22 protein-coding genes, 3 tRNA genes and 1 pseudogene are annotated in these 25,417 nt (G+C 69.3%); 20 read left to right on the top strand and 6 right to left on the bottom strand.

The features are described 5' to 3' along the window. Positions 1-42: 42 nt before the first annotated feature. Together FDM97_RS32020 and FDM97_RS32015 are read right to left on the bottom strand one after the other, a co-directional pair. Positions 43-698 (bottom strand): annotated as a pseudogene (locus tag FDM97_RS32020) (NAD(P)H-binding protein). A gap of 2 nt (positions 699-700) precedes the next feature. Next, entirely contained in the window at positions 701-1,978 is a 1,278-nt protein-coding gene (locus FDM97_RS32015) for an amidohydrolase family protein (protein WP_137993987.1), read from the bottom strand. 286 nt (positions 1,979-2,264) lie between these two features. On the opposite strand from FDM97_RS32015, the gene FDM97_RS32010 reads away from it, so the two are divergent. The 10 genes from FDM97_RS32010 to FDM97_RS31965 all read left to right on the top strand — a co-directional run bounded on the left by FDM97_RS32010 (position 2,265) and on the right by FDM97_RS31965 (position 8,535). Continuing rightward, positions 2,265-2,337: transfer RNA gene (locus FDM97_RS32010), tRNA-Thr, on the top strand. Between the two features lie 43 nt (positions 2,338-2,380). Beyond that, positions 2,381-2,453: transfer RNA gene (locus FDM97_RS32005), tRNA-Met, on the top strand. Between the two features lie 89 nt (positions 2,454-2,542). Continuing rightward, on the top strand, positions 2,543-2,707 hold the full coding sequence (gene rpmG / locus FDM97_RS32000; protein ID WP_003956487.1) for a 50S ribosomal protein L33: 165 nt from the start codon (positions 2,543-2,545) through the stop codon (positions 2,705-2,707). Positions 2,708-2,789: 82 nt separating this feature from the next. Continuing rightward, positions 2,790-3,242 carry a MaoC family dehydratase N-terminal domain-containing protein gene (locus tag FDM97_RS31995; protein ID WP_137993986.1) on the top strand — a complete coding sequence of 151 codons (453 nt, stop codon included), beginning with the start codon at positions 2,790-2,792 and terminating at the stop codon, positions 3,240-3,242. Positions 3,243-3,244: 2 nt separating this feature from the next. Beyond that, a complete protein-coding gene (locus FDM97_RS31990; protein WP_137993985.1) occupies positions 3,245-3,673 on the top strand; it encodes a MaoC family dehydratase in 429 nt (142 codons plus the stop codon). 84 nt (positions 3,674-3,757) lie between these two features. Next, positions 3,758-4,327, top strand: a complete 570-nt coding sequence (locus FDM97_RS31985; protein WP_175439306.1) for a TetR/AcrR family transcriptional regulator — start codon at positions 3,758-3,760, stop codon at positions 4,325-4,327. Positions 4,328-4,458: 131 nt separating this feature from the next. Then, complete coding sequence (locus FDM97_RS31980) at positions 4,459-5,886, top strand: MFS transporter (RefSeq protein WP_137993984.1); 1,428 nt, start codon at positions 4,459-4,461, stop codon at positions 5,884-5,886. Between the two features lie 72 nt (positions 5,887-5,958). After that, positions 5,959-7,017 (top strand): UDP-N-acetylmuramate dehydrogenase, encoded by a 1,059-nt coding sequence (locus FDM97_RS31975; RefSeq protein ID WP_137993983.1) that lies wholly within the window; start codon positions 5,959-5,961, stop codon positions 7,015-7,017. 91 nt (positions 7,018-7,108) lie between these two features. Next, the gene (locus tag FDM97_RS31970; protein ID WP_137993982.1) at positions 7,109-7,621 is read left to right on the top strand and encodes a SigE family RNA polymerase sigma factor; all 513 of its coding nucleotides are present in this window, start codon (positions 7,109-7,111) and stop codon (positions 7,619-7,621) included. Further along, on the top strand, positions 7,621-8,535 hold the full coding sequence (locus FDM97_RS31965) for a hypothetical protein (protein WP_137993981.1): 915 nt from the start codon (positions 7,621-7,623) through the stop codon (positions 8,533-8,535). Before FDM97_RS31970 ends, FDM97_RS31965 begins: the two co-directional genes overlap by 1 nt. Positions 8,536-9,118: 583 nt before the next feature. Here FDM97_RS31965 and FDM97_RS31960 read toward each other — a convergent pair. Together FDM97_RS31960 and FDM97_RS31955 are read right to left on the bottom strand one after the other, a co-directional pair. Further along, positions 9,119-10,150, bottom strand: a complete 1,032-nt coding sequence (locus FDM97_RS31960) for an adenosine deaminase (protein WP_175439305.1) — start codon at positions 10,148-10,150, stop codon at positions 9,119-9,121. 122 nt (positions 10,151-10,272) lie between these two features. Continuing rightward, on the bottom strand, positions 10,273-11,499 hold the full coding sequence (locus FDM97_RS31955) for a pyridoxal phosphate-dependent aminotransferase (protein ID WP_137993979.1): 1,227 nt from the start codon (positions 11,497-11,499) through the stop codon (positions 10,273-10,275). Positions 11,500-11,713: 214 nt separating this feature from the next. On the opposite strand from FDM97_RS31955, the gene FDM97_RS31950 reads away from it, so the two are divergent. The 10 genes from FDM97_RS31950 to FDM97_RS31900 all read left to right on the top strand — a co-directional run bounded on the left by FDM97_RS31950 (position 11,714) and on the right by FDM97_RS31900 (position 24,866). Further along, positions 11,714-11,786: transfer RNA gene (locus tag FDM97_RS31950), tRNA-Trp, on the top strand. Between the two features lie 103 nt (positions 11,787-11,889). Beyond that, on the top strand, positions 11,890-12,177 hold the full coding sequence (gene secE, locus FDM97_RS31945; protein WP_137993978.1) for a preprotein translocase subunit SecE: 288 nt from the start codon (positions 11,890-11,892) through the stop codon (positions 12,175-12,177). A 44-nt stretch (positions 12,178-12,221) separates the two neighbouring features. Beyond that, the gene (nusG, locus tag FDM97_RS31940) at positions 12,222-13,091 is read left to right on the top strand and encodes a transcription termination/antitermination protein NusG (RefSeq protein WP_137993977.1); all 870 of its coding nucleotides are present in this window, start codon (positions 12,222-12,224) and stop codon (positions 13,089-13,091) included. 158 nt (positions 13,092-13,249) lie between these two features. Beyond that, entirely contained in the window at positions 13,250-13,684 is a 435-nt protein-coding gene (gene rplK / locus FDM97_RS31935) for a 50S ribosomal protein L11 (protein ID WP_137993976.1), read from the top strand. 81 nt (positions 13,685-13,765) lie between these two features. Next, a complete protein-coding gene (gene rplA / locus FDM97_RS31930) occupies positions 13,766-14,494 on the top strand; it encodes a 50S ribosomal protein L1 (RefSeq protein WP_137993975.1) in 729 nt (242 codons plus the stop codon). 124 nt (positions 14,495-14,618) lie between these two features. Further along, a complete protein-coding gene (locus FDM97_RS31925; protein WP_137993974.1) occupies positions 14,619-15,548 on the top strand; it encodes an SCO4651 family lipoprotein in 930 nt (309 codons plus the stop codon). A 267-nt stretch (positions 15,549-15,815) separates the two neighbouring features. Beyond that, the gene (rplJ, locus tag FDM97_RS31920; RefSeq protein WP_137993973.1) at positions 15,816-16,346 is read left to right on the top strand and encodes a 50S ribosomal protein L10; all 531 of its coding nucleotides are present in this window, start codon (positions 15,816-15,818) and stop codon (positions 16,344-16,346) included. A gap of 111 nt (positions 16,347-16,457) precedes the next feature. Continuing rightward, entirely contained in the window at positions 16,458-16,841 is a 384-nt protein-coding gene (gene rplL, locus FDM97_RS31915; protein WP_093874561.1) for a 50S ribosomal protein L7/L12, read from the top strand. 542 nt (positions 16,842-17,383) lie between these two features. After that, positions 17,384-20,866: a DNA-directed RNA polymerase subunit beta gene (gene rpoB, locus FDM97_RS31905; RefSeq protein ID WP_137993972.1), complete on the top strand. Its 3,483-nt coding sequence runs from the start codon at positions 17,384-17,386 to the stop codon at positions 20,864-20,866. A gap of 100 nt (positions 20,867-20,966) precedes the next feature. Further along, positions 20,967-24,866, top strand: coding sequence for a DNA-directed RNA polymerase subunit beta' (locus tag FDM97_RS31900; protein ID WP_137993971.1), 3,900 nt, complete (start codon positions 20,967-20,969; stop codon positions 24,864-24,866). A gap of 59 nt (positions 24,867-24,925) precedes the next feature. Here FDM97_RS31900 and FDM97_RS31895 read toward each other — a convergent pair whose 3' ends face one another. Both FDM97_RS31895 and FDM97_RS31890 read right to left on the bottom strand, forming a co-directional pair. Then, entirely contained in the window at positions 24,926-25,189 is a 264-nt protein-coding gene (locus FDM97_RS31895; RefSeq protein ID WP_137993970.1) for a hypothetical protein, read from the bottom strand. Further along, positions 25,176-25,409, bottom strand: a complete 234-nt coding sequence (locus FDM97_RS31890) for a hypothetical protein (protein ID WP_137993969.1) — start codon at positions 25,407-25,409, stop codon at positions 25,176-25,178. Before FDM97_RS31890 ends, FDM97_RS31895 begins: the two co-directional genes overlap by 14 nt. Between the last annotated feature and the right edge of the window lie 8 nt (positions 25,410-25,417).

Raw genomic sequence — 25,417 nt, 5'->3', positions numbered from 1 at the left:
GCACACTGGCCGGCCGAGTACGCCGTCCTCGCGGGCCGGGGCTCACTCGCCCGCGACGGCCTTCACCGCGACCGCCACCGGGATCGAGCCGCTGACCAGCTCCAGGGTCAACCCGGCCGTCGCCGGGTCTCCAGGAGTTCCGCCAGGACCGCCGCCACGTCGTCGCGGGGGACCGGGCCCCGGCCCGTCGAGGCCTCCAGGCGGACCAGGCCCGTTCCGGCGTCGTTCGTGAGCATGCCGGGGCGCAGGATCGTCCAGTCCAGGGACTCGCGCGCCCGTACGTCGTCGTCCGCCGCGCCCTTGGCGCGCAGATACGCGTCGAAGACCTCGTCACCCGGGTGGTCGGCGTCGGCGCCCATGGACGAGACGACGAGATAGCGGCGTACGCCCGCCCGCTGCGCCGCTTCGGCGAAGAGGACCGCCGCGGCGCGGTCCACGGTGTCCTTGCGGGCCGCGCCGCTGCCCGGGCCCGCGCCCGCCGCGAACACCGCCGCGTCGGCGCCCTGCAGGACCGCCGCGACCATCTCCACCGACGCCGACTCCAGGTCGAGCACCACCGGCTCGGCGCCCACCGCACGCAGGTCGTCGGCCTGTTCGGGATTGCGGATGAGCCCCGCCGGCTCGTGCCCCGCCGCCGAGAGCAGGCGCTCCAGGCGCAGGGCGATCTGACCGTGTCCTCCAGCGATGACAATGCGCATACTCACGACCGTACGACGGGACCGGCCGGAGGGCTTCCCGGCTCCGGGCGTTCCGGGCGGGCCTGGCGCGGCAGGTCGAGCGCCGCCGCCGAGTCGCAGTACTCCCGCACCGCGCTCGTCCGGGCCACCACCCGCCCCCGGTGCACCACGATCCGGCTGTACGCGAGGGACAGCACGCCCGCGAGGCGTTCCCCGCGCACCGCGAGCAGCTCCGCGGGGAACCCGGCCTCCACCCGTACCTCCGCGAGCCCCATCGCCGTACGGGCCCCCGCGCTCACCGCCCCGTACGCGTCCTGGGCCGGCAGGCCGCCCAGGGAGGCCAGCAGATACGCGGCCTCCAGCGGATCCCCGCGCCCCACCGGGTTCGCGACGTCCCGCAGCGCCCCGCTGCCCGCCGCGATCCGTACGCCCGCGGCCCGCAGCAGCCGGACCGGCGCCGCGCCCCGCAGCTCGGTCGTCCCGCAGCCCCCCTGCGGCAGGCAGACCACCGTCACCCCGGCCGCCGCCAGCTGGTCGGCGGCCCGCCGCGCCACGTCCGAGGGCAGCCGGGACAGACCCGCGCACGGCCCGATCGTCACCCCGGGCCGCAGCCCGCCCGCCATCGCCGCCAGCCGCGCGAGGCGGGCCGGGTCGTCACCGTCCGTGTGCAGGTCGACGGGGCAGCCGTGCTCCGCCGCCACCTCCAGGACCGCCTCCACGTACCCGCCCGGGTCGGGGTCGACGTCCGGGCAGCCGCCCACCACGCTCGCGCCCATCTTCACCGCGTCCCGCAGCATCGCGAGCCCGTCCGCGCCCGCCGCGCCGGTGAGCAGCCGGGGCACGGCGACCGTCGTCAGGTCCGCGAGGCCGCGCAGCGAGCGCCGGGCCTGGAGCACGGCCTCGAGGGCGCCGAGGCCCTGCACGTCGCCGATCCGGACGTGTGCGCGCAGCGCGGTCGCGCCGTGTCCGAGCTGGAGCAACGCGGCCTCGGTGGCCCGCCGCTGCACCTCCTCGGGTGTGTACGAGACGGGGCCGGGGGAGTCGGCGCTGAGCGCGGTGTCGGCGTGCGCGTGCGGTTCCGCGGGGGCGGGGAGCAGCAGATAGCCGGAGAGGTCCACGCGGGCTCCGACGGCCGTGAGGCTGCCGGCCGTGCCCACCGCCTCGATCCGGCCGCCGCCGAGCCGGACGTCGACCGTCCGCCCGTCGGTGAGCCGGGCGTTGGAGAGCAGGAGCGAGGTGGAGTCGGCGGTGGCAGCTGACCGGTCGTCGGGCGGCTGGGGCTGCTTGCTGTCGGCTGACATCGGGCTCCTCAAGGCTCCTCAAAGTTCAAGCTCAAGATCAAGATCACGCAGCGTGGGGCCGAGCCTAGGGGCGCACGGGGCCCCCTTCGAGGAGGAGCGCAATAGTCGTACTGATGAGGCCACGAGTGGCGTACGGGGCGGGCGGGACGGGTCCACGTGCGGCTCACGCACACGCCACGCACACGACACGCGCGTGCCCGCGCGCGATCCCTGCGCGTGCGCGGAGAAGGGCTCGGGAAACGGATTTGGGCGATCGGCGGAGGACCGTGTAATGTCTTCATCGCTCGCCCCAATAGCTCAGTCGGTAGAGCGTCTCCATGGTAAGGAGAAGGTCTACGGTTCGATTCCGTATTGGGGCTCTGGTGAGAAGGACCCGCCTTCGGGCGGGATCCGGATCATCAAAGCGGTGTAGCTCAGTCGGTAGAGCAAGCGGCTCATAATCGCTGTGTCACCGGTTCAAGTCCGGTCACCGCTACACACAGTAGCCGATTGTGGGGTCGGTCCTTCGATCGGCTACTCTTCTATGCGTTCATCCGTCCATCCGTCCGTCCAAGGAGCACTCACGTGGCTGCCACCGACGTCCGCCCGAAGATCACGCTGGCCTGCGTGGAGTGCAAGGAGCGGAACTACATCACCAAGAAGAACCGGCGTAACAACCCGGACCGTCTTGAGATGAAGAAGCACTGCCCTCGCTGCAACTCGCACACGGCGCACCGCGAGACGCGCTAATCAGGCTCGTACACGAGGCCGTCCCCACCAGGGGGCGGCCTCGTGTCGTTTGTCGGCAACAAATCCAGGAGGTATCGAGTCCATGGCGCTCGACCAGTCCTTCGTGGGCCGGACCTATCCGCCCACCACGCCGTATGAGGTCGGCCGCGAGAAGATCCGCGAGTTCGCCGAAGCCGTCGGCGACGCGAATCCCGCTTATGTCGATCAGGAAGCGGCGAAGGCGCTCGGTCACCCCGATGTGATCGCTCCGCCGACGTTCGTGTTCGCGATCACGTTCAAGGCCGCGGGGCAGGTCGTCGAGGACCCGCAGCTGGGCCTGGACTACAGCCGTGTCGTGCACGGTGACCAGAAGTTCGCGTACACCCGGCCGGTGCGGGCGGGGGACCGGCTCTCGGTCACCTCGACCATCGAGGCGATCAAGTCGCTGGCGGGCAACGACATCCTGGACATCCGCGGCGAGGTGCACGACGAGAGCGGCGAGCACGTCGTGACCGCGTGGACCAAGCTCGTGTCGCGAGCCCCCGAGGAGGCCTGAGGATGACCGCGAAGATCGCTTACGACGAGGTCGAGGTCGGCACGGAGCTGCCGGCACAGTCCTTCCCCGTGACGCGCGCCACGCTGGTGCGGTACGCGGGCGCCTCCGGTGACTTCAACCCGATCCACTGGAACGAGAAGTTCGCGCGCGAGGTCGGCCTGCCCGATGTCATCGCGCACGGCATGTTCACCATGGCCGAGGCCATCCGCGTCGTGACCGACTGGGCCGGCGACCCGGCTGCCGTCGTCGAGTACGGCGTGCGCTTCACCAAGCCGGTGATCGTGCCCAACGACGAGACGGGTGCGCGCGTCGAGGTCAGCGCCAAGGTCGCGGCCAAGCTCGACGACCACCAGGTCCGCGTCGACCTGACGGCGACCTCGGACGGCCAGAAGGTGCTCGGCATGTCCCGGGCCGTGGTCAAGCTCGCCTAGCGCGAGCGCCGAGAGAGCGGCCGCCTTCCGGTGGCCGCTTTTCTCGGGTTGACATAGTTAGTGATTGAGCACTAACTTAGCTGCATGGTCAGGATGAGTGCGGAGGAGCGGCGTGAGAGTGTGATCCGCGCGGCGATGAGCGAGTTCAGTCGCGGCGGCTACTACGGCACGTCCACCGAGGCGATCGCCAAGCGCGTCGGCGTCTCGCAGCCGTATCTCTTCCGGCTCTTCCCGAGCAAGAAGGCGATCTTCCTCGCGGCGTCCGAGCGCTGCCTCGCCGACTCGCGGCGCGTGTTCGCGGAGGCGGCGGAGGGGCTGGAGGGCGAGGACGCCCTGCATGCCATGGCCAACGCGTACACCAGGGTCATCGCCGAGGAGCCGGAGCGGCTGCTCATGCAGATGCAGGTGTACGTGACGGTGGCCGCGGCCGAGGCGGCCGGGGAGCACGAGTTCGGCGAGGTCGTGCGGGCCGGCTGGCAGGAGCTGTGGGACACGGTCCACCTGGCGCTCGGCGCCGACGTCGACGAGACGACGACCTTCATGGCGTACGGGATGCTGATCAACACGATGGTCGCCCTGGGGTTCCCGCCGGAACACCGGGTCTGGGAGGGGCTCTATCCCTCCGCTCGCGCCAAGGGCCGTCTCGAGGCGTAATCGCGCCCGCGGGCCTGGGCGCTCGCGGGCCCGCGGGCCTCCGGCCCGCTCCGGAGGTCCGGTGTTCTGGCGTTTCTCTGCCCGGGAAAGTTAGTCATCAATAACTAACCTCGTCTCTGAAGGGGACAGCGATGAACGAGCACACGACCGACCGACGCGGCGGGGCCGTCTGGGCCCTCGTCATCACCGGGGCCGCCGGCTTCATGGCGGCCCTCGACAACCTCGTCGTCACCACCGCCCTGCCCTCGATCCGCGAGGACCTCGGGGGAGCGCTCCACGACCTCGAATGGACGGTGAGCGCGTACACCCTCACCTTCGCCGTCCTGCTGATGTTCGGCGCCGCCCTCGGAGACCGTTTCGGACGCAGGCGGCTGTTCATCGTCGGGCTCGGGATCTTCACCGCGGCCTCGGCGGGCGCGGCCCTCGCGCCCGGCATCGACACCCTGATCGCCGCCCGCGCCGTCCAGGGCGTCGGCGCCGCCATCATGATGCCGCTCACCCTGACCCTGCTCACCGCCGCCGTACCCGCCGCCAAGCGCGGCATGGCGTACGGCATCTGGGGCGCCGTCAACGGCCTCGCGGTGGCCTCAGGGCCGCTCATCGGCGGCGCCCTCACCGAGCACGTCTCCTGGCAGTGGATCTTCTGGCTGAACGTCCCGATCGGCCTCGCCCTGCTGCCGCTCGCCCGGCTTCGCCTGGCCGAGTCGTACGGCCCCGGCGCCCGGCTCGACATCGCCGGCACCCTGCTCGCCAGCGGCGGTCTCTTCGGGATCGTGTACGGACTCATCCGCGGCCCGATCGACGGCTGGACCAGCGGAACCGTCCTCACCGGCCTGATCGCGGGCGGCGCGCTCCTGGGCGCCTTCGTCCACCACGGCATCCGCACCAAGGCGCCGATGCTCCCGATGCGCCTCTTCCGCAGCCGCGCCTTCAGCGGGATCAACGCGGCGAGCCTGCTGATGTTCCTCGGCATGTTCGGCTCGATCTTCCTGCTCAGCCAGTACATGCAGGGCGTGCTCGGCTACTCGCCGACCGAGGCGGGCCTGCGGATGCTGCCCTGGACGGGCATGCCGATGATCGTGGCACCCCTGGCCGGCTATCTGTCCGACCGGATCGGGGGCCGCCCCGTCGTCGCGGCCGGTCTCGCGCTCCAGGCCCTCGGCCTCGGCTGGTCCGCGCTCGTCGTCGCCCCCGACATGGCGTACACCGCCCAGCTGCCCGCCCTGATCATCAGCGGGATCGGCATGGCCCTCTACTTCGCGCCCGCCGCCAGCCTGGTCATGTCCAGCGTCCGCCCGTCCGAGCAGGGCATCGCCTCCGGCGCCAACAACGCCCTGCGCGAGGTCGGCGGAGCCCTCGGCGTCGCCGTGATGGCCTCGATCTTCGCCGCCCAGGGCGGCTACGGCTCCGGGCAGGAGTTCGTGGACGGACTGCGGCCCGCGCTGTGGGTCGGAGCCGGGTTCGTCGTCCTGGGAGCGGTGGCGGCGCTGTTCGTGCCCTCGCGGCGGCCGGCCCGGCCGTCCGCCGAGGCCGAGAAGCCCGAGCTGGTCGCCGTGTGACGGCGAGCTCACCGTCCCCCCGGGGGGCGGCCCTGCCCGGACGGGCCGGGCCGCCCCCGTACTCTTGAGCGCGTGCAGGTACTCCACGACGCTCCCCTCGCCCCCCTGACCACCTTCCGGCTCGGCGGTCCCGCGACCCGGCTCGTCACGGCCACCACGGACGACGAGGTGATCGCCACCGTCCGCGAGGCGGACGCCACGGGCACCCCGCTGCTGATCGTCGGCGGCGGCTCCAACCTGGTCATCGGGGACAAGGGCTTCGACGGGACCGCCCTGCGCATCGCCACCAAGGGCTTCGAGCTCGACGGCACGAAGCTGGAGCTGGCCGCGGGCGAGGTCTGGACGGACGCCGTCGCACGGAGCGTCGAGGCCGGGCTCGCCGGGATCGAGTGCCTGGCCGGGATCCCCGGATCCGCGGGCGCGACCCCGATCCAGAACGTCGGCGCGTACGGGCAGGACGTCTCCGCCACCATCACCGAGGTCGTCGCGTACGACCGCCGGGCCGACGAGACGGTCACCCTCACCAACGCGGAGTGCGCCTTCTCATACCGCCACAGCCGCTTCAAGGCCGACCCGGACCGCTACGTCGTGCTGCGCGTCCGCTTCCGGCTGGAGGACGCCGACGGGCTCTCCGCGCCGGTCAAGTACGCGGAGACCGCCCGCACCCTCGGCGTCGAGGCCGGCGACCGCGTCCCGCTGGACCGGGCCCGCGAGACCGTCCTGAGCCTGCGGGCAGGAAAGGGCATGGTCCTGGACCCCGAGGACCACGACACCTGGTCCGCCGGCTCGTTCTTCACCAACCCGATCCTGACGGCGGGGGAGTACGAGACCTTCCTCGCGCGCGTGGCCGGGCGCCTCGGCCCCGACGTCACCCCGCCCGCCTTCCCCGCGGGCACGGACGGCCACGTCAAGACCTCGGCGGCCTGGCTGATCGACAAGGCCGGCTTCACCAAGGGGTACGGCTCCGGCCCCGCCCGTATCTCCACCAAGCACACCCTCGCCCTCACCAACCGCGGCGAGGCCACCACCGAGGACCTCCTCGCACTCGCCCGCGAGGTCGTCGCGGGCGTACGGGACGCCTTCGGGATCACGCTGGTGAACGAGCCGGTGACGGTCGGCGTCAGCATCTGAGCATTCCGTGGAACCCTTCGGGTTCCCCAGGTTGTCGAGTGGGTGACAGGCTCCCGGGAAGCGGGGGCCGCACGCTCGTCGAGGGGGAACGGTGGAGGGGACGGGCCCACCGGATTTCGCCGCTTTCGCGGAGTCGGCGTACGCCTCGCTGCTCCGCACGGCCCGGCTGCTGACCGGCGACCCGCACGCCGCCGAGGACCTCGTCCAGGCAGCGCTGGTCAAGGTCTATCTGCGCTGGGGCGGCTCGGCGCGCTGGGACTCGCCCCAGGCGTACGCCCGCAAGGTCGTCGTGAACCTCTACGCGACCTGGCGCCGCCGCCGCTGGCACACCGAGGTCGTGCGCCCCGAGAACGACAGCGCACCCGACGCACACGACATGGCCGCAGGCGCGGACGCTCGCCTCGAACTGGCCCGCGCGCTCGCCTCCCTGCCCCGCGCCCAGCGCGCGGTGGTGGTGCTCCGCTTCTACGAGGACCTGTCCGTGGAACAGACGGCCGAGCTGCTCGGCTGCTCGCCCGGGACGGTCAAGAGCCGTACCAACAGGGCCTTGGAACGGCTGCGCGCCGGGGGCGCGCTCGCCGGATACGCGGGAAGGGGCGCGTGATGGACGAGCACTCCGAGGACGCTCTGCGGCGCGGACTGCGCGCGCTGGCCGACGGGGACGCGGGACCGGCACCCGTCGGCGAGGTCGTGGGGCGCGGGCGGCGGATCCGGCACGTACGGCGCTCGCTCGTGGCGGGAGCGGCGACGCTCGTGGTCGCGGGCGGCTCGATCCTCGGCGTCCGCTGGTCGGAGCAGGCGCCGCCCGCCCTGCCTTCGGGCCCGACCGCCGGGCCGGCCACCCCCTCGTATCCGTACGAGGGGAAGTACCGGCCCCAGCCCCCTTCCGGACCCCACGACCCACTCGACACCGGGCCCCACGCGCCCGTGGAGAACGTGCGCTACCGCTACGACCTGTCGGCCGTCTGCGACCTGCGGTACGCCGCCTTCGGCGGGCGGGTCTGGGAGCGGGCCGACGGCGGATCCTCGGCCACGGTGAGGTGGGCGGCGGACCGTATGCGGGGCTACATGAGCTGGACGGACGGCCGGCGCGCCCGCTCCGAGCCGGACTCGGCCGTCTTCGAGACGGACACGCCGGCCATGCCCGCGATCGTCTTCCGCCCGCTGGCGGGGCCCGCGCCGGAGTGCCTCGCGCAGGAGCCCGAGCGGCGGTACGGGGACGCGCCGGCCGCCACGCTCGGCCCGGACCGGCCGGTCCTGGGTGTCCGGTACCCGTACGACATGACCAAGGAGTGCGGGATGCGCTACGCGGTCTTCGGGGGGCGGCTGTGGCGGGCCGAGGCCGGGCGGGACGGGACGACCGAGGCGATCGACTGGGTGAACGACCTGCCGCTGGCCGCGTTCATGACCCTGACCTCGCCCGGGACGGCGGTCCTGGAGTGGCCGAGCCTGCCCGGCGAGAGCCCGCGCACGAGCACGTACCGCCCGGTGGCGGGGAAGGGCGACGACTGCGCGTAGCCGTCGGCGTCGGGGTCCGTGAGGTCCGCGCGGTAGACCTCCAGGCGCTCACCCGCGACGGCGAACCGCGCCACCCCCGCCGGTGCGGTGCCCGCCCGTACCCGGCCACCCGCCTCCGTCGTGGGCCTTGGTTCCGCTGTGGCGGTGCCCGCCCCTACCTCCGCCACCCCCGTTGTGGGCATTCGTCCCGCTGGGGCGGGACGGGTGGGCACACGGGACGGCGCCCTTGCCGGGCCCAGGCTCCCCGTGCCTGCGGTGCCCACGGGTGCGGCGCCGTTGTCGGGTTGTGCCCACCCGTTCCGCCCTGCGGAACGCCTGCCCACAACCCGGGGAGGGGTGAGGGTGGGCACTGCCCTGCGGGACGCCTGCCCACGACCCGGGGAGGGGTGAGGGTGGGCACTGCCCTGTGGGACGTCTGCCCACGACCCGGGGAGGGGTGAGGGTGGGCACCGTCCTGTGGGACGTCTGCCCACAACCCCGGGAGGGGTGAGGGTGGGCACCGCCCCAGCGGGGTGGAGGCCCACGACAGGGGTGGCGGGCACCGCCCAGTGGGGCGGAGGCTCACAACGGGGCGGCGGCACCCCTACGTGGTCGGGGTCGAGAGCCAGTCGTCGATGCCCGAGAGGAGCTTCTGTCTGATGTCCTCCGGTGCCGCCGAGGCGCGGATCGACTGGCGGGCCAGCTCGGCCAGTTCCGCGTCCGTGAAGGCGTGGTGCCGGCGGGCGATCTCGTACTGGGCGGCCAGGCGTGAACCGAAGAGCAGCGGGTCGTCGGCGCCCAGGGCCATCGGGACGCCCGCCTCGAAGAGCGTCCGCAGCGGAACGTCCTCGTGCTTCTCGTAGACCCCGAGCGCCACGTTCGAGGCCGGGCAGACCTCGCAGGTCACGCCCTTCTCGGCGAGCTTGCGCAGCACCCGGGGGTCCTCCGCCGCCCGCACCCCGTGGCCCACCCGGGCCGCCCGGAGGTCGTCCAGGCAGTCCCGTACGGACGACGGACCCGTCAGCTCCCCGCCGTGCGGCGCCGCCAGCAGGCCGCCCTCGCGGGCGATGGCGAAGGCGCGGTCGAAGTCGCGGGCCATGCCCCGGCGCTCGTCGTTGGAGAGCCCGAACCCGACCACGCCCCGGTCCGCGTACCGCACCGCGAGCCGCGCCAGCGTGCGGGCCTCCAGCGGGTGCTTCATACGGTTCGCGGCCACCAGGACCCGCATCCCGAGCCCGGTCTCCCGCGAGGCCGCGTCGACCGCGTCCAGGATGATCTCCAGCGCCGGGATCAGGCCGCCCAGCAGAGGGGCGTACGAGGTCGGGTCGACCTGGATCTCCAGCCACCCCGAGCCGTCGCGCACGTCCTCCTGGGCCGCCTCGCGGACGAGACGCCGGATGTCCTCCGGCTCCCGCAGGCAGGACCGGGCGATGTCGTACAGGCGCTGGAAGCGGAACCAGCCGCGCTCGTCGGTCGCCCGCAGCTTGGGCGGTGTGCCGCTGCTCAGCGCCTCGGGGAGGTGGACGCCGTACTTGTCGGCCAGCTCGATGAGCGTCGTGGGCCGCATCGAACCGGTGAAGTGCAGGTGCAGGTGGGCCTTGGGCAGCAGGCTGATGTCGCGTGAAACGTGCTCCATTGGGGGATCTTGCCGCACCCGAATGGACGAGGACAGCCCCTTTCCCCGATCGGGACCTTGCTAGAACGTAAAAGCGGGCCCCTGGTTCCGGAGAACCAGGGGCCCGTGCGGGACCGGCGAGACTAGTCGCGGGCCTCCGCGAGCAGCTTCTGGATCCGGGACACGCCCTCCACCAGGTCCTCGTCACCCAGCGCGTACGAAAGGCGCAGGTAGCCCGGGGTGCCGAAGGCCTCGCCCGGGACGACCGCGACCTCGGCCTCGTCCAGGATCAGGGCGGCCAGCTCGACCGAGCTCTGCGGGCGCTTGCCGCGGATCTCCTTGCCGAGCAGGGCCTTCACGGACGGGTACGCGTAGAACGCGCCCTCCGGGGTCGGGCAGAGGACGCCCTCGATCTCGTTGAGCATCCGCACGATGGTCTTGCGACGCCGGTCGAAGGCCTCGCGCATCGTGGCGACCGCGTCCAGGTCGCCGGAGACGGCGGCGATCGCGGCCGCCTGCGCCACGTTGCTCACGTTCGACGTGGCGTGCGACTGCAGGTTGGTCGCGGCCTTCACCACGTCCTTCGGGCCGATGATCCACCCCACGCGCCAGCCCGTCATCGCGTACGTCTTGGCGACGCCGTTGACCACGATGCACTTGTCGCGCAGCTCCGGCAGGACCGCCGGCAGGGAGACGGCGGACGCGTCCCCGTAGACCAGGTGCTCGTAGATCTCGTCCGTCAGCACCCACAGGCCGTGCTCGACGGCCCAGCGGCCGATCTCCTCGGTCTCGGCCTCGCTGTACACCGCGCCGGTCGGGTTGGACGGGGAGACGAAGAGGACGAGCTTGGTCTTCTCCGTGCGCGCCGCCTCCAGCTGCTCCACCGAGACGCGGTAGCCGCTGGTCTCGTCGGCGACGACCTCGACCGGGACACCGCCCGCGAGGCGGATCGACTCGGGGTACGTCGTCCAGTACGGCGCCGGGACGATGACCTCGTCGCCCGGGTCGAGGATCGCGGCGAACGCCTCGTAGATCGCCTGCTTGCCGCCGTTGGTCACCAGGATCTGGGACGGGTCGACCTCGTAACCGGAGTCCCGCAGCGTCTTGGCGGCGATCGCGGCCTTCAGCTCGGGCAGGCCGCCGGCCGGCGTGTAGCGGTGGTACTTCGGGTTCTTGCACGCCTCGACGGCGGCTTCGACGATGTAGTCCGGCGTGGGGAAGTCGGGCTCACCCGCGCCGAAGCCGATCACCGGGCGCCCGGCGGCCTTGAGGGCCTTGGCCTTGGCGTCGACGGCGAGGGTCGCGGACTCGGAGATCGCACCGATGCGGGCGGAGACCCGGCGCTCGGTCGGAGGAGTAGCAGCGCTCATGCGGCCCATCGTCCCAGACCCGCTTCCCGCCCGGCACACAGGTTTCAGGGAGCGGACAGGAACGATCATTCCCGGTCGTACGAGGGCCTGCGGAGGGTCCGCGAGAGGTCTGGCGCGCTTTCTGTTCGACGCAGCGCTCATGAACACGTACACTCACTGCTCGTTGGCCCTCACCGACCACATCTCACGATGCGGTAGGTTGGGGGAGCCACAAAGGGTCGTAGCTCAATTGGTAGAGCACTGGTCTCCAAAACCAGCGGTTGGGGGTTCAAGTCCCTCCGGCCCTGCTACACACACCGCCAGGATGTGTGCGCATGTACGTACTTCGATGCACCGCCGTGCGGATCCACCCGGCACGGCACTGCCATGACCCGGGATCAGGTGAGAAGCGTGACGGACGCCGTGGGCTCCATCGACATGCCTGATGCCGAGGACGAGGCTCCGGACTCGAAGAAGAAGGCCCGTAAGGGCGGCAAGCGCGGCAAGAAGGGCCCTCTGGGCCGTCTCGCGCTCTTCTACCGACAGATCGTCGCGGAGCTTCGCAAGGTCGTCTGGCCCACTCGCAGCCAGCTGACGACGTACACCACGGTAGTGATTGTCTTCGTCGTCATCATGATCGGCCTTGTGACCGTGATTGACTATGGCTTCCAGGAAGCAGTCAAGTACGTCTTCGGCTGATTTCTTGTTCCACCACAATCTGTATCCAGGAAGAAGCAGCCACCGTGTCTGACCCGAACCTGAACGAGTCCGTTTCTGAGGACGAGCTCGACATCCTCGAGGCGGCCGACGAGGACCAGGCTGAGGCTGCTGACGCCGGTGCGGGCGAGGCGGCCGAAGAGGCCGCCCTGCACGTCGAGGACGACTCCGTGGAGACCGACGAGGACTCCGAGGACGAGGACACCGACGTCGAGGCCGAGGCCGACGAGGCTGAGGCTGACGAGGCCGAGGAGGCCGACGAGGAGCCCGCCGCTCCGGTCGACCCGATCCAGGCCCTCCGCGACGAGCTGCGCGGCCTGCCCGGCGAGTGGTACGTGATCCACACCTACGCGGGCTACGAGAAGCGCGTGAAGGCCAACCTCGAGCAGCGTGCCGTCTCGCTGAACGTCGAGGAGTTCATCTACCAGGCCGAGGTGCCCGAGGAAGAGATCGTCCAGATCAAGAACGGCGAGCGCAAGAACGTCCGGCAGAACAAGCTGCCCGGTTACGTTCTCGTCCGCATGGATCTGACGAACGAGTCCTGGGGCGTCGTCCGGAACACCCCCGGCGTCACCGGCTTCGTGGGCAACGCCTACGACCCGTACCCGCTGACCCTCGACGAGATCGTCAAGATGCTCGCCCCCGAGGCCGAGGAGAAGGCCGCTCGCGAGGCCGCCGAGGCCGAGGGCAAGCCGGCTCCGGCCCGCAAGGTCGAGGTCCAGGTCCTGGACTTCGAGGTCGGCGACTCGGTCACCGTCACCGACGGCCCCTTCGCCACCCTCCAGGCCACGATCAACGAGATCAACGCCGACTCGAAGAAGGTCAAGGGCCTCGTCGAGATCTTCGGTCGCGAGACCCCGGTCGAGCTCAGCTTCGACCAGATCCAGAAGAACTAACCTCACAGGTTTCCGACCAGGTCAGAGTGGCTCTCGCAGCCGTTCTGACCTGCTCGGTTTTTAGCCGCGCGTGTATACCCGTTATCGTTGTGCGGTATGCCTCCATCCGGATGACCGGATGGCGGGCTGAACACTCTCACTAGGACCCGGAGAGAGCAATGCCTCCCAAGAAGAAGAAGGTCACGGGGCTTATCAAGCTCCAGATCAACGCCGGTGCGGCCAACCCGGCCCCGCCGGTCGGCCCCGCGCTCGGTCAGCACGGCGTCAACATCATGGAGTTCTGCAAGGCCTACAACGCCGCGACCGAGTCGCAGCGTGGCATGGTCGTGCCGGTGGAGATCACGGTCTACGAGGACCGCTCCTTCACCTTCATCACCAAGACTCCGCCGGCCGCCAAGCTGATCCTCAAGGCCGCGGGTGTGGAGAAGGGCTCCGGCGAGCCGCACAAGACCAAGGTCGCCAAGCTGACGGCCGCCCAGGTCCGCGAGATCGCCACGGTCAAGCTCCCCGACCTGAACGCCAACGACCTGGACGCCGCGTCCAAGATCATCGCTGGCACCGCCCGTTCCATGGGCATCACGGTCGAGGGCTGATCACCCCCCGTCTGACCTTTCAGTGGTAGGGCCAGCGCCGGCCCGGACCACGACTCCATACCTGAACCAACAGGAGAAGAAGTGAAGCGCAGCAAGGCTCTCCGCGGCGCGGACGCCAAGATCGACCGGGAGCGGAACTACGCCCCCCTCGAGGCCGTCCGTCTCGCCAAGGACACCGCCACCACCAAGTTCGACGGCACCGTCGAGGTCGCCTTCCGCCTGGGTGTCGACCCGCGCAAGGCCGACCAGATGGTCCGTGGCACCGTGAACCTTCCGCACGGCACCGGTAAGACCGCCCGGGTCCTGGTCTTCGCGACCGGTGACCGTGCCGAGGCCGCGATCGCCGCGGGCGCCGACATCGTCGGCTCCGACGAGCTCATCGACGAGATCTCCAAGGGCCAGCGCCTGAACGAGTTCGACGCCGTGGTGGCCACCCCGGACCTCATGGGCAAGGTCGGCCGCCTCGGCCGCGTCCTCGGCCCGCGTGGTCTCATGCCGAACCCGAAGACCGGCACCGTCACCCCCGATGTCGCCAAGGCTGTCAACGACATCAAGGGCGGCAAGATCGAGTTCCGCGTCGACAAGCACTCGAACCTGCACTTCATCATCGGCAAGGTCTCCTTCGACGAGACGAAGCTGGTCGAGAACTACGCCGCGGCTCTGGAGGAGATCCTCCGTCTGAAGCCGTCCGCCGCCAAGGGCCGCTACATCAAGAAGGCGACCCTGACGACGACGATGGGCCCCGGCATCCCGCTGGACTCCAACCGCACCCGCAACCTCCTCGTCGAGGAGGACCCGGCCGCGGTCTGAGCCCTTCCGGCTCACTGAGTGGTCACCGGCCCCCCGCACCTCTTCGGAGGCGCGGGGGGCCGGTTTCTGTCTGGGGGATACCGTTCGGTGGAACGACGAACAGATGACCAAGGGGTGGGGACTCATGAGTATGTCCGCATGGAAGCGCGCGGGCGTCTCGCTGGCGGCCGTGGCCGTGGTGGCCGGTGTCGCGGGCTGTCAGGACGGCGACGGGGGCGGGAAGGCCGCTGAGGCGCCTGTGAAGCCGAAGCCGCAGGCGCAGAGCCAGGAGGCCGTCACGAAGGTCATCCAGGCCGCGTACACGAAGACGGCCGAGGCCAAGTCCGCGAAGGTGCGGATGACGGTCTCCGTGACGGGCGCCGGGGCGGACTCCGGCACCACCGAGATGAGCGGTGTGCAGGGCTGGGACCCGGCTGTCATGGACGTCACGATGAACGGCTCGATGCTCGGCTCGGCCGGCGAGTCCGGTATGCCCGACAAGATCCGCGTGATCATGCGTGACAACGTCATGTACATGGACATGGGCACCGAGTACGGCGCCCAGCTGGACGGCAGGCGCTGGATGAAGATGGACTTCGCCGCGCTCGCGGAGCAGGCCGGCGACAAGAGCCTCCAGAAGCAGATGACCCAGGGCCTGGACGGCATTAACCAGGACCCCGCGCAGCAGCTCGCCCTGCTCCTGGAGTCCCCGAACCTCAAGCACGTCGGCCCGGCCAAGGTCGAGGGCGTCCCGACCCAGCACTACAAGGGCACGCTGAGCGTCGAGGACATGCTGAACGCCAACAAGGCCTATGACGAGCTCATCCCGGAGAAGGACCGCAAGACCCTCCTCGCCAACATCGAGAAGGCGGGCATCACGGGGTACGACACCGAACTCTGGGTCAACGAGGACGGCTACCCGGCGAAGATGGTCGTGGGGATGAAGATGCCCCAGGGCGCGATGAACATGACCGCGCACTACTCCGACTACGGCACCCAGGCCACCGTCCAGGCCCCGCCCGCCAAGGACACCGTGGACCTGATCGAGATGCTGAAGGGCCTCGGCGAGAGCTGAGCCGTACGGGCGGATTTGCTCCGTGCCCGTGGCGTCACGTACTCTTCCACAGAAGCCAAAGACCGCTGGTCGTTGCCGTGCGCTCGTAAGAGGGTGCGGCGGCCGAAGGATTCGCTGAGATGCGAACGACCCGCGCAGGTGATCGTGGATGAGTTCCCGGATCGTTCGATCCGGTCGAGCTGAGCCCCGTGCGCCTGCGCCGGGGCGTTTCTCTTTGTTCAGCCCCTTCTGAGCGGTCCTCATCACCCGGAAGGAGGCCGACGCTCTATGGCAAGGCCCGACAAGGCTGCCGCGGTAGCCGAGCTGGAGGACAAGTTCCGCAGCTCGAACGCCGTCGTGCTGACCTCGTACACGGGGCTCACCGTGGCGCAGCTCAAGACGCTGCGTCGTTCGCTCGGTGAGAACGCCCAGTACGCCGTGGTGAAGAACACGCTGACCAAGATTGCGGCCAACCAGGCCGGGATCGCCGCGCTGGACGACCAGCTTGCTGGTTCGACCGCGGCCGCCTTCGTCACCGGTGACCCGGTGGAGTCGGCGAAGGCTCTGCGTGACTTCGCCAAGGAGAACCCGAACCTCGTCATCAAGGGCGGTGTCCTTGACGGCAAGGCGCTGTCCGCCGACGAGTTCAAGAAGCTTGCGGACCTCGAGTCCCGCGAGGTTCTGCTCAGCAAGCTGGCCGGCGCGTTCAAGGGCAAGCAGTCCCAGACTGCCTCGCTCCTCCAGGCGCTGCCGTCGAAGTTCGTCCGCACCGCGGAGGCGCTTCGCGTCAAGCTCGCCGAGCAGGGCGGTGCCGAGTAATTCGGCTCGCGCAATGATCGCCGCCCGCTAGGGCGACGGTCGCAGCGGGCCGAACGTACGCCCGCCTACATGTACATCCGGCACCTGCCGAATTAGTGGAAGGACGCCATCATGGCGAAGCTGTCCCAGGACGACCTGCTCGCGCAGTTCGAGGAGATGACCCTCATCGAGCTCTCCGAGTTCGTGAAGGCCTTCGAGGAGAAGTTCGACGTCACCGCCGCCGCGGCCGTCGCCGTCGCCGGCCCCGCCGCCGCGGGCGCCCCGGCCGAGGCCGAGGCCGAGCAGGACGAGTTCGACGTCATCCTCGAGGGTGCGGGCGACAAGAAGATCCAGGTCATCAAGGTCGTGCGTGAGCTCACCTCCCTGGGCCTGAAGGAGGCCAAGGACCTCGTCGACGGCACCCCGAAGCCGGTCCTCGAGAAGGTCGCCAAGGAGGCCGCGGAGAAGGCTGCCGAGTCCCTCAAGGCCGCCGGCGCCTCCGTCACGGTCAAGTAAGACCCTGCGAGTCTCCTGACTCGCTCAGGCGCCCTTCAGGCGCCTTCGAGGGGCGATCACCCATCCGGGTGGTCGCCCTTCGGCGTACCCGGGACGGGCGTGGCGAGGGTCGTGCGCGCCGTCCGGGGCGGAGTATGGTGATCTTCGCCGTGCGCCCCCGCGGACCGGGGGGCCTTGACGAACCGCACGCAGCGCGCAATTCTCAGGACGCGTCGTCACAACGATCCGTATCCGAGGCATGGATCGACGACGGAACGGGCAGTATCGAGGTGCGCCGCATGGCGCGAGGTACGGCGGAGTTGAGAACAACGAGGGTCGCGAAAAACTCGCCCTGGACATCAGTGGGCCAAGTGGCTACACTGACCCTTTGCGCTGCCTGTTAGCTGCCCCCTGCCCGTCACCAGGGGCATACCCTCGCACCTGCATCGTTGGCAAGACTGTCCTGACCTGGCCTTTCGGTCGAATCGGGAAAGTTCCGCCCTCGTGCTCCGCTGGGGACCGGTACGCGCGTAGTGAGTCCGAGCCCTCGGAAGGACCCCCTCTTGGCCGCCTCGCGCAACGCCTCGACCAATACGAACAACGGCGCCAGCACCGCCCCGCTGCGCATCTCCTTTGCAAAGATCAAGGAGCCCCTCGAGGTTCCGAACCTCCTCGCGCTGCAGACCGAGAGCTTTGACTGGCTGCTCGGCAATGCCGCCTGGAAGGCTCGCGTCGAGGCAGCTCTCGAGTCGGGACAGGACGTCCCCAGGAAGTCGGGTCTGGAGGAGATCTTCGAGGAGATCTCTCCGATCGAGGACTTCTCCGGGTCGATGTCGCTGACCTTCCGCGACCACCGCTTCGAGCCCCCGAAGAACTCGATCGACGAGTGCAAGGACCGTGACTTCACGTACGGCGCCCCGCTCTTCGTCACGGCCGAGTTCACCAACAACGAGACCGGCGAGATCAAGTCCCAGACGGTCTTCATGGGCGACTTCCCGCTCATGACGAACAAGGGCACCTTCGTCATCAACGGCACCGAGCGTGTCGTCGTCTCGCAGCTGGTCCGTTCGCCGGGCGTCTACTTCGACTCCTCGATCGACAAGACGTCCGACAAGGACATCTTCTCGGCCAAGATCATCCCGTCCCGGGGTGCCTGGCTGGAGATGGAGATCGACAAGCGCGACATGGTCGGTGTCCGCATCGACCGCAAGCGCAAGCAGTCCGTCACCGTCCTCCTGAAGGCGCTCGGCTGGACCACCGAGCAGATCCTGCAGGAGTTCGGCGAGTACGAGTCCATGCGCGCCACCCTGGAGAAGGACCACACCCAGGGCCAGGACGACGCGCTGCTCGACATCTACCGCAAGCTCCGTCCGGGCGAGCCGCCGACCCGTGAGGCCGCTCAGACGCTGCTCGAGAACCTCTACTTCAACCCGAAGCGCTACGACCTCGCGAAGGTCGGCCGCTACAAGGTGAACAAGAAGCTCGGCGCGGACGAGCCGCTGGACGCCGGTGTCCTGACCACCGACGACATCATCGCCACGATCAAGTACCTCGTGAAGCTTCACGCGGGCGAGACCGAGACGATCGGCGAGTCGGGCCGGGAGATCGTCGTCGAGACCGACGACATCGACCACTTCGGCAACCGTCGTCTGCGCAACGTCGGCGAGCTCATCCAGAACCAGGTCCGTACGGGTCTGGCTCGTATGGAGCGCGTCGTGCGCGAGCGCATGACCACCCAGGACGTCGAGGCGATCACGCCGCAGACCCTGATCAACATCCGGCCGGTCGTCGCCTCCATCAAGGAGTTCTTCGGCACCAGCCAGCTGTCGCAGTTCATGGACCAGAACAACCCGCTGTCGGGTCTCACCCACAAGCGCCGTCTGTCGGCTCTTGGCCCGGGTGGTCTCTCCCGTGAGCGGGCCGGCTTCGAGGTCCGAGACGTGCACCCGTCCCACTACGGACGCATGTGCCCGATCGAGACCCCCGAAGGCCCGAACATCGGTCTGATCGGTTCGCTCGCCTCGTACGGCCGCGTCAACGCGTTCGGCTTCATCGAGACGCCGTACCGCAAGGTCGTCGACGGTCAGGTCACCGACGAGGTCGACTACATCACCGCCGACGAGGAGGACCGCTTCGTCATCGCCCAGGCGAACGCGACCCTGAGCGACGAGCTCCGCTTCACCGAGCCGCGCGTCCTGGTCCGCCGCCGTGGTGGCGAGGTCGACTACGTCCCGCCGACCGAGGTCGACTACATGGACGTCTCGCCGCGCCAGATGGTGTCGGTCGCGACGGCCATGATCCCCTTCCTCGAGCACGACGACGCCAACCGTGCCCTCATGGGCGCGAACATGATGCGTCAGGCGGTGCCGCTGATTAAGTCCGAGGCCCCGCTCGTCGGTACCGGCATGGAGTACCGCTGTGCCACCGACGCCGGTGACGTGCCGAAGGCCGACAAGGACGGTGTCGTCCAGGAGGTCTCGGCCGACTACATCACCGTCGCCAACGACGACGGCACGTACACCACGTACCGGATGGCCAAGTTCTCCCGCTCGAACCAGGGCACCTCGGTCAACCAGAAGGTCGTCGTCTCCGAGGGCGACCGGGTCATCGAGGGCCAGGTCCTCGCCGACGGTCCGGCCACCGAGAACGGTGAGATGGCGCTCGGCAAGAACCTGCTCGTGGCGTTCATGCCGTGGGAGGGTCACAACTACGAGGACGCGATCATCCTGTCGCAGCGCCTCGTGCAGGACGACGTCCTCTCCTCGATCCACATCGAGGAGCACGAGGTCGACGCCCGTGACACCAAGCTCGGCCCGGAGGAGATCACCCGGGACATCCCGAACGTCTCCGAGGAGGTCCTCGCCGACCTCGACGAGCGCGGCATCATCCGTATCGGTGCCGAGGTCGTCGCCGGCGACATCCTCGTCGGCAAGGTCACGCCCAAGGGTGAGACCGAGCTGACCCCGGAGGAGCGCCTCCTCCGCGCGATCTTCGGCGAGAAGGCCCGTGAGGTCCGTGACACCTCGCTGAAGGTGCCGCACGGCGAGACCGGCAAGGTCATCGGCGTCCGCGTCTTCGACCGCGAGGAGGGCGACGAGCTTCCCCCGGGCGTGAACCAGCTGGTCCGCGTCTACGTCGCCCAGAAGCGCAAGATCACCGATGGTGACAAGCTCGCCGGCCGTCACGGCAACAAGGGTGTCATCTCCAAGATCCTGCCGATCGAGGACATGCCGTTCCTCGAGGACGGCACCCCGGTCGACATCATCCTCAACCCGCTGGGTGTCCCGTCCCGAATGAACCCGGGACAGGTCCTGGAGATCCACCTCGGCTGGCTCGCCAGCCGCGGCTGGGACGTCTCCGGTCTCGCGGACGACTGGGCGAAGCGCCTGCAGGCCATCGGCGCCGACCAGGTCGCCCCGGGCACCAACGTCGCCACCCCCGTCTTCGACGGTGCGCGTGAGGACGAGCTCGCGGGTCTGCTGCAGCACACGATCCCGAACCGCGACGGCGAGCGCATGGTGCTCCCCTCCGGCAAGGCGCGTCTGTTCGACGGCCGCTCCGGCGAGCCGTTCCCGGACCCGATCTCGGTCGGGTACATGTACATCCTCAAGCTCCACCACCTGGTCGACGACAAGCTGCACGCCCGGTCGACCGGTCCGTACTCGATGATCACCCAGCAGCCGCTGGGTGGTAAGGCCCAGTTCGGTGGCCAGCGCTTCGGTGAGATGGAGGTGTGGGCGCTGGAGGCTTACGGCGCCGCGTACGCCCTCCAGGAGCTGCTGACGATCAAGTCCGACGACGTGACCGGCCGCGTGAAGGTCTACGAGGCCATCGTCAAGGGCGAGAACATCCCTGAGCCCGGCATCCCCGAGTCCTTCAAGGTGCTCATCAAGGAGATGCAGTCCCTGTGCCTCAACGTGGAGGTGCTGTCCTCGGACGGCATGTCCATCGAGATGCGCGACACCGACGAGGACGTCTTCCGCGCAGCGGAGGAGCTCGGTATCGACCTGTCCCGGCGCGAGCCGAGCAGCGTCGAAGAGGTCTGACGGGAGTCCGGCAGGGGGACCAGCGATGGTCCCCCCGCCGGCCCCAGGACCCCCGTTTCAGACCCCTAAGACTTACAACCCTGAGAGGGATTGACGCATAGTGCTCGACGTCAACTTCTTCGATGAGCTCCGGATCGGTCTGGCTACCGCTGACGACATCCGTCAGTGGAGCCACGGCGAGGTCAAGAAGCCCGAGACCATCAACTACCGCACCCTGAAGCCCGAGAAGGACGGACTCTTCTGCGAGAAGATCTTCGGTCCGACCCGGGACTGGGAGTGCTACTGCGGCAAGTACAAGCGTGTCCGCTTCAAGGGCATCATCTGTGAGCGGTGTGGCGTCGAGGTCACCCGCGCCAAGGTGCGCCGTGAGCGGATGGGCCACATCGAGCTCGCCGCCCCCGTCACCCACATCTGGTACTTCAAGGGCGTCCCGTCGCGCCTGGGATACCTGCTGGACCTCGCGCCGAAGGACCTCGAGAAGGTCATCTACTTCGCCGCGTACATGATCACGTTCGTGGACGACGAGCGCCGCACGCGTGACCTGCCGTCGCTGGAGGCCCACGTCTCCGTCGAGCGCCAGCAGATCGAGAACCGTCGCGACTCCGACCTGGAGGCCCGCGCCAAGAAGCTCGAGACCGACCTGGCCGAGCTCGAGGCCGAGGGTGCCAAGGCCGACGTGCGCCGCAAGGTGCGCGAGGGTGCCGAGCGTGAGATGAAGCAGCTGCGTGACCGTGCGCAGCGCGAGATCGACCGTCTCGACGAGGTCTGGAACCGCTTCAAGAACCTCAAGGTCCAGGACCTGGAGGGCGACGAGCTCCTCTACCGCGAGCTGCGTGACCGCTTCGGCACGTACTTCGACGGTTCGATGGGTGCCGCGGCGCTGCAGAAGCGCCTGGAGTCCTTCGACCTGGAGGAGGAGGCCGAGCGCCTCCGCGAGATCATCCGTACCGGCAAGGGCCAGAAGAAGACCCGTGCGCTCAAGCGCCTCAAGGTCGTCTCCGCGTTCCTGCAGACCGCGAACAGCCCCAAGGGCATGGTTCTCGACTGCGTGCCGGTGATCCCGCCGGACCTGCGTCCGATGGTGCAGCTGGACGGTGGCCGCTTCGCGACCTCCGACCTGAACGACCTGTACCGCCGTGTGATCAACCGCAACAACCGTCTGAAGCGTCTGCTCGACCTCGGTGCCCCCGAGATCATCGTGAACAACGAGAAGCGGATGCTCCAGGAGGCGGTCGACGCCCTCTTCGACAACGGCCGTCGTGGTCGCCCGGTCACGGGCCCCGGCAACCGTCCGCTGAAGTCCCTCAGCGACATGCTGAAGGGTAAGCAGGGTCGATTCCGTCAGAACCTGCTCGGTAAGCGTGTGGACTACTCCGCGCGTTCCGTCATCGTCGTCGGTCCGCAGCTGAAGCTGCACCAGTGCGGTCTGCCCAAGGCCATGGCCCTTGAGCTCTTCAAGCCGTTCGTGATGAAGCGCCTGGTCGACCTGAACCACGCGCAGAACATCAAGAGCGCCAAGCGGATGGTCGAGCGCGGCCGCACGGTCGTGTACGACGTCCTCGAAGAGGTCATCGCCGAGCACCCGGTTCTGCTGAACCGTGCGCCCACGCTGCACCGCCTCGGCATCCAGGCCTTCGAGCCCCAGCTGGTCGAGGGCAAGGCCATCCAGATCCACCCGCTCGTCTGCACCGCGTTCAACGCGGACTTCGACGGTGACCAGATGGCCGTCCACCTGCCGCTCTCCGCGGAGGCGCAGGCCGAGGCCCGCATCCTGATGCTGTCCTCGAACAACATCCTCAAGCCGGCCGACGGCCGTCCGGTCACGATGCCGACCCAGGACATGGTCCTCGGTCTGTTCTTCCTGACCACCGACGGTGAGCTCCGTGACACCAAGGGCGAGGGCCGCGCGTTCGGCTCCACGGCCGAGGCGACCATGGCGTTCGACAACGGCGAGCTCGCGCTCCAGTCGTCCGTCGACATCCGCTTCCCGATCGGCACCGTTCCGCCGCGCGGCTGGGTTCCCCCGGTCGCCGAGGAGGGCGAGCCGGAGTGGCAGCAGGGTGACTCGTTCCGTCTGCGTACGTCGCTGGGCCGCGCGCTCTTCAACGAGCTGCTGCCCGAGGACTACCCCTTCGTCGACTACTCCGTCGGCAAGAAGCAGCTCTCCGAGATCGTCAACGACCTCGCCGAGCGCTACCCCAAGGTCATCGTGGCGGCGACGCTCGACAACCTGAAGGCGGCGGGCTTCTACTGGGCGACCCGTTCCGGCGTCACCGTGGCCATCTCCGACGTCGTCGTGCCCGAGGCCAAGAAGGCCATCGTCGCGGGCTACGAGGCGCAGGACGAGAAGGTTCAGAAGCAGTACGAGCGCGGTCTCATCACCAAGGAAGAGCGCACTCAGGAGCTCATCGCGATCTGGACCAAGGCGACCAACGAGGTTGCCGAGGCCATGAACGAGAACTTCCCCAAGACGAACCCCATCTTCATGATGGTTGACTCGGGTGCCCGAGGAAACATGATGCAGATGCGGCAGATCGCCGGTATGCGTGGTCTGGTGTCGAACGCCAAGAACGAGACGATTCCTCGTCCCATCAAGGCGTCCTTCCGTGAGGGCCTCACCGTTCTGGAGTACTTCATCTCCACGCACGGTGCTCGTAAGGGTCTCGCCGACACCGCCCTGCGTACCGCCGACTCGGGTTACCTGACCCGTCGTCTGGTGGACGTCTCGCAGGACGTGATCATCCGCGAGGAGGACTGTGGCACCGAGCGCGGTCTGAAGCTGCGGATCGCCGAGAAGGGTGCCGACGGCATCCTGCGGAAGACGGACGACGTCGAGACCTCCGTGTACGCGCGGATGCTCGCCGAGGACGTCGTCGTGGACGGCAAGGTCATCGCGCCGGCCAACGTCGACCTGGGTGACGTCCTGATCGACGCCCTGGTCAACGCGGGTGTCGAGGAGGTCAAGACCCGCTCGGTCCTGACCTGTGAGTCCGCGGTCGGCACCTGTGCCTTCTGCTACGGCCGCTCCCTGGCCACCGGCAAGCTGGTCGACATCGGTGAGGCCGTCGGCATCATCGCCGCCCAGTCCATCGGTGAGCCCGGTACCCAGCTGACGATGCGTACCTTCCACACCGGTGGTGTGGCCGGTGACGACATCACCCAGGGTCTGCCCCGTGTCGTCGAGCTCTTCGAGGCCCGTCAGCCCAAGGGTGTCGCCCCGATCTCGGAGGCGGCCGGCCGCGTCCGTATCGAGGAGACCGAGAAGACCAAGAAGATCGTCGTCACCCCGGACGACGGCAGCGACGAGACGGCGTTCCCGATCTCGAAGCGTGCCCGTCTGCTGGTGGGCGAGGGCGACCACGTCGAGGTGGGCCAGAAGCTCACCGTGGGTGCCACCAACCCGCACGACGTGCTGCGGATCCTCGGTCAGCGCGCGGTCCAGGTCCACCTGGTCGGCGAGGTCCAGAAGGTCTACAACTCGCAGGGTGTGTCGATCCACGACAAGCACATCGAGATCATCATCCGGCAGATGCTGCGCCGCGTGACGATCATCGAGTCCGGCGACGCGGAGCTGCTGCCGGGCGAGCTCGTCGAGCGCTCGAAGTTCGAGACCGAGAACCGTCGTGTGGTCACCGAGGGCGGTCACCCCGCCTCCGGCCGTCCGCAGCTGATGGGTATCACCAAGGCCTCGCTGGCGACGGAATCCTGGCTGTCGGCCGCCTCCTTCCAGGAGACGACCCGAGTCCTGACGGATGCGGCGATCAACGCCAAGTCCGACAGCCTCATCGGCCTCAAGGAGAACGTCATCATCGGTAAGCTCATCCCGGCCGGTACGGGTCTGTCCCGCTACCGCAACATCCGGGTCGAGCCGACCGAGGAGGCCAAGGCCGCGATGTACTCGGCCGTCGGCTACGACGACATCGACTACTCGCCGTTCGGCACCGGCTCCGGCCAGGCCGTTCCGCTGGAGGACTACGACTACGGTCCGTACAACCAGTAAGTAGCTCGAAACCGAAGGGCGGCACCCCGAAGCCGGGGTGCCGCCCTTCGGCGTACGCGCTACCGGCCCGCCAGCTCCCAGATCGCGAGCATCAGGCCGGCGCTCGCCGTGAGCGCGGCGATGCTGGTCAGCGGCCAGCGGGCGCGCTCCAGGGCATCCAGCCGGGACTCCATGTCGGCGAGCTGCTTGTCGGTCTGGTCGCTGCGCTGGACGAGCAGCGCGAGCGAGCCGTCGACACGGGCGAAGCCGGCCTCCAGCGTGCCGCGCAGCCGCTCGAGCTCGACGGCGACGGTGACGGGGTCGTGCTGTTCAGACTCGGTCATCGGCCGCCCCCGGGGAGGTGCGCAGCCACGAGGGCAGCAGGTTCTGCACGGCCGGTATCGCCATCACGCGGGTGAGGGCGCCGGCGGCGGCGAGCGCCCCGGCGACCCAGGGGAGGGTCGCCGGGACGCCGGAGGCGTCGACGACCGCGGGGAGCACGATCGCGATGCCGACGGCGGTCTGCAGGACGGTACGGGCCGTGCGCTTGGCGGCCTCGGACATGTGGGGCT

The organism is Streptomyces vilmorinianum (assembly GCF_005517195.1).
GTDB lineage: Bacteria > Actinomycetota > Actinomycetes > Streptomycetales > Streptomycetaceae > Streptomyces > Streptomyces vilmorinianum.
The sequence above is the reverse complement of the archived record's forward strand: the minus strand, read 5'-3'. Positions and strand labels throughout refer to the sequence as shown.

What these genes read in the sequence shown, in the direction of transcription:
- FDM97_RS31955 (WP_137993979.1), bottom strand. Translation starts at nt 11,499, where the DNA reads ATGAGCGCTGCTACTCCTCCGACCGAGCGCCGGGTCTCCGCCCGCATC.
- FDM97_RS31895 (WP_137993970.1), bottom strand. Translation starts at nt 25,189, where the DNA reads ATGACCGAGTCTGAACAGCACGACCCCGTCACCGTCGCCGTCGAGCTC.
- FDM97_RS31990 (WP_137993985.1), top strand. Translation starts at nt 3,245, where the DNA reads ATGACCGCGAAGATCGCTTACGACGAGGTCGAGGTCGGCACGGAGCTG.
- FDM97_RS31965 (WP_137993981.1), top strand. Translation starts at nt 7,621, where the DNA reads ATGGACGAGCACTCCGAGGACGCTCTGCGGCGCGGACTGCGCGCGCTG.
- FDM97_RS32015 (WP_137993987.1), bottom strand. Translation starts at nt 1,978, where the DNA reads ATGTCAGCCGACAGCAAGCAGCCCCAGCCGCCCGACGACCGGTCAGCT.
- FDM97_RS31925 (WP_137993974.1), top strand. Translation starts at nt 14,619, where the DNA reads ATGAGTATGTCCGCATGGAAGCGCGCGGGCGTCTCGCTGGCGGCCGTG.
- FDM97_RS31960 (WP_175439305.1), bottom strand. Translation starts at nt 10,150, where the DNA reads ATGGAGCACGTTTCACGCGACATCAGCCTGCTGCCCAAGGCCCACCTG.
- rplJ (WP_137993973.1), top strand. Translation starts at nt 15,816, where the DNA reads ATGGCAAGGCCCGACAAGGCTGCCGCGGTAGCCGAGCTGGAGGACAAG.
- FDM97_RS31985 (WP_175439306.1), top strand. Translation starts at nt 3,758, where the DNA reads ATGGTCAGGATGAGTGCGGAGGAGCGGCGTGAGAGTGTGATCCGCGCG.
- rplK (WP_137993976.1), top strand. Translation starts at nt 13,250, where the DNA reads ATGCCTCCCAAGAAGAAGAAGGTCACGGGGCTTATCAAGCTCCAGATC.
- rplL (WP_093874561.1), top strand. Translation starts at nt 16,458, where the DNA reads ATGGCGAAGCTGTCCCAGGACGACCTGCTCGCGCAGTTCGAGGAGATG.
- FDM97_RS31890 (WP_137993969.1), bottom strand. Translation starts at nt 25,409, where the DNA reads ATGTCCGAGGCCGCCAAGCGCACGGCCCGTACCGTCCTGCAGACCGCC.
- FDM97_RS31995 (WP_137993986.1), top strand. Translation starts at nt 2,790, where the DNA reads ATGGCGCTCGACCAGTCCTTCGTGGGCCGGACCTATCCGCCCACCACG.
- FDM97_RS31980 (WP_137993984.1), top strand. Translation starts at nt 4,459, where the DNA reads ATGAACGAGCACACGACCGACCGACGCGGCGGGGCCGTCTGGGCCCTC.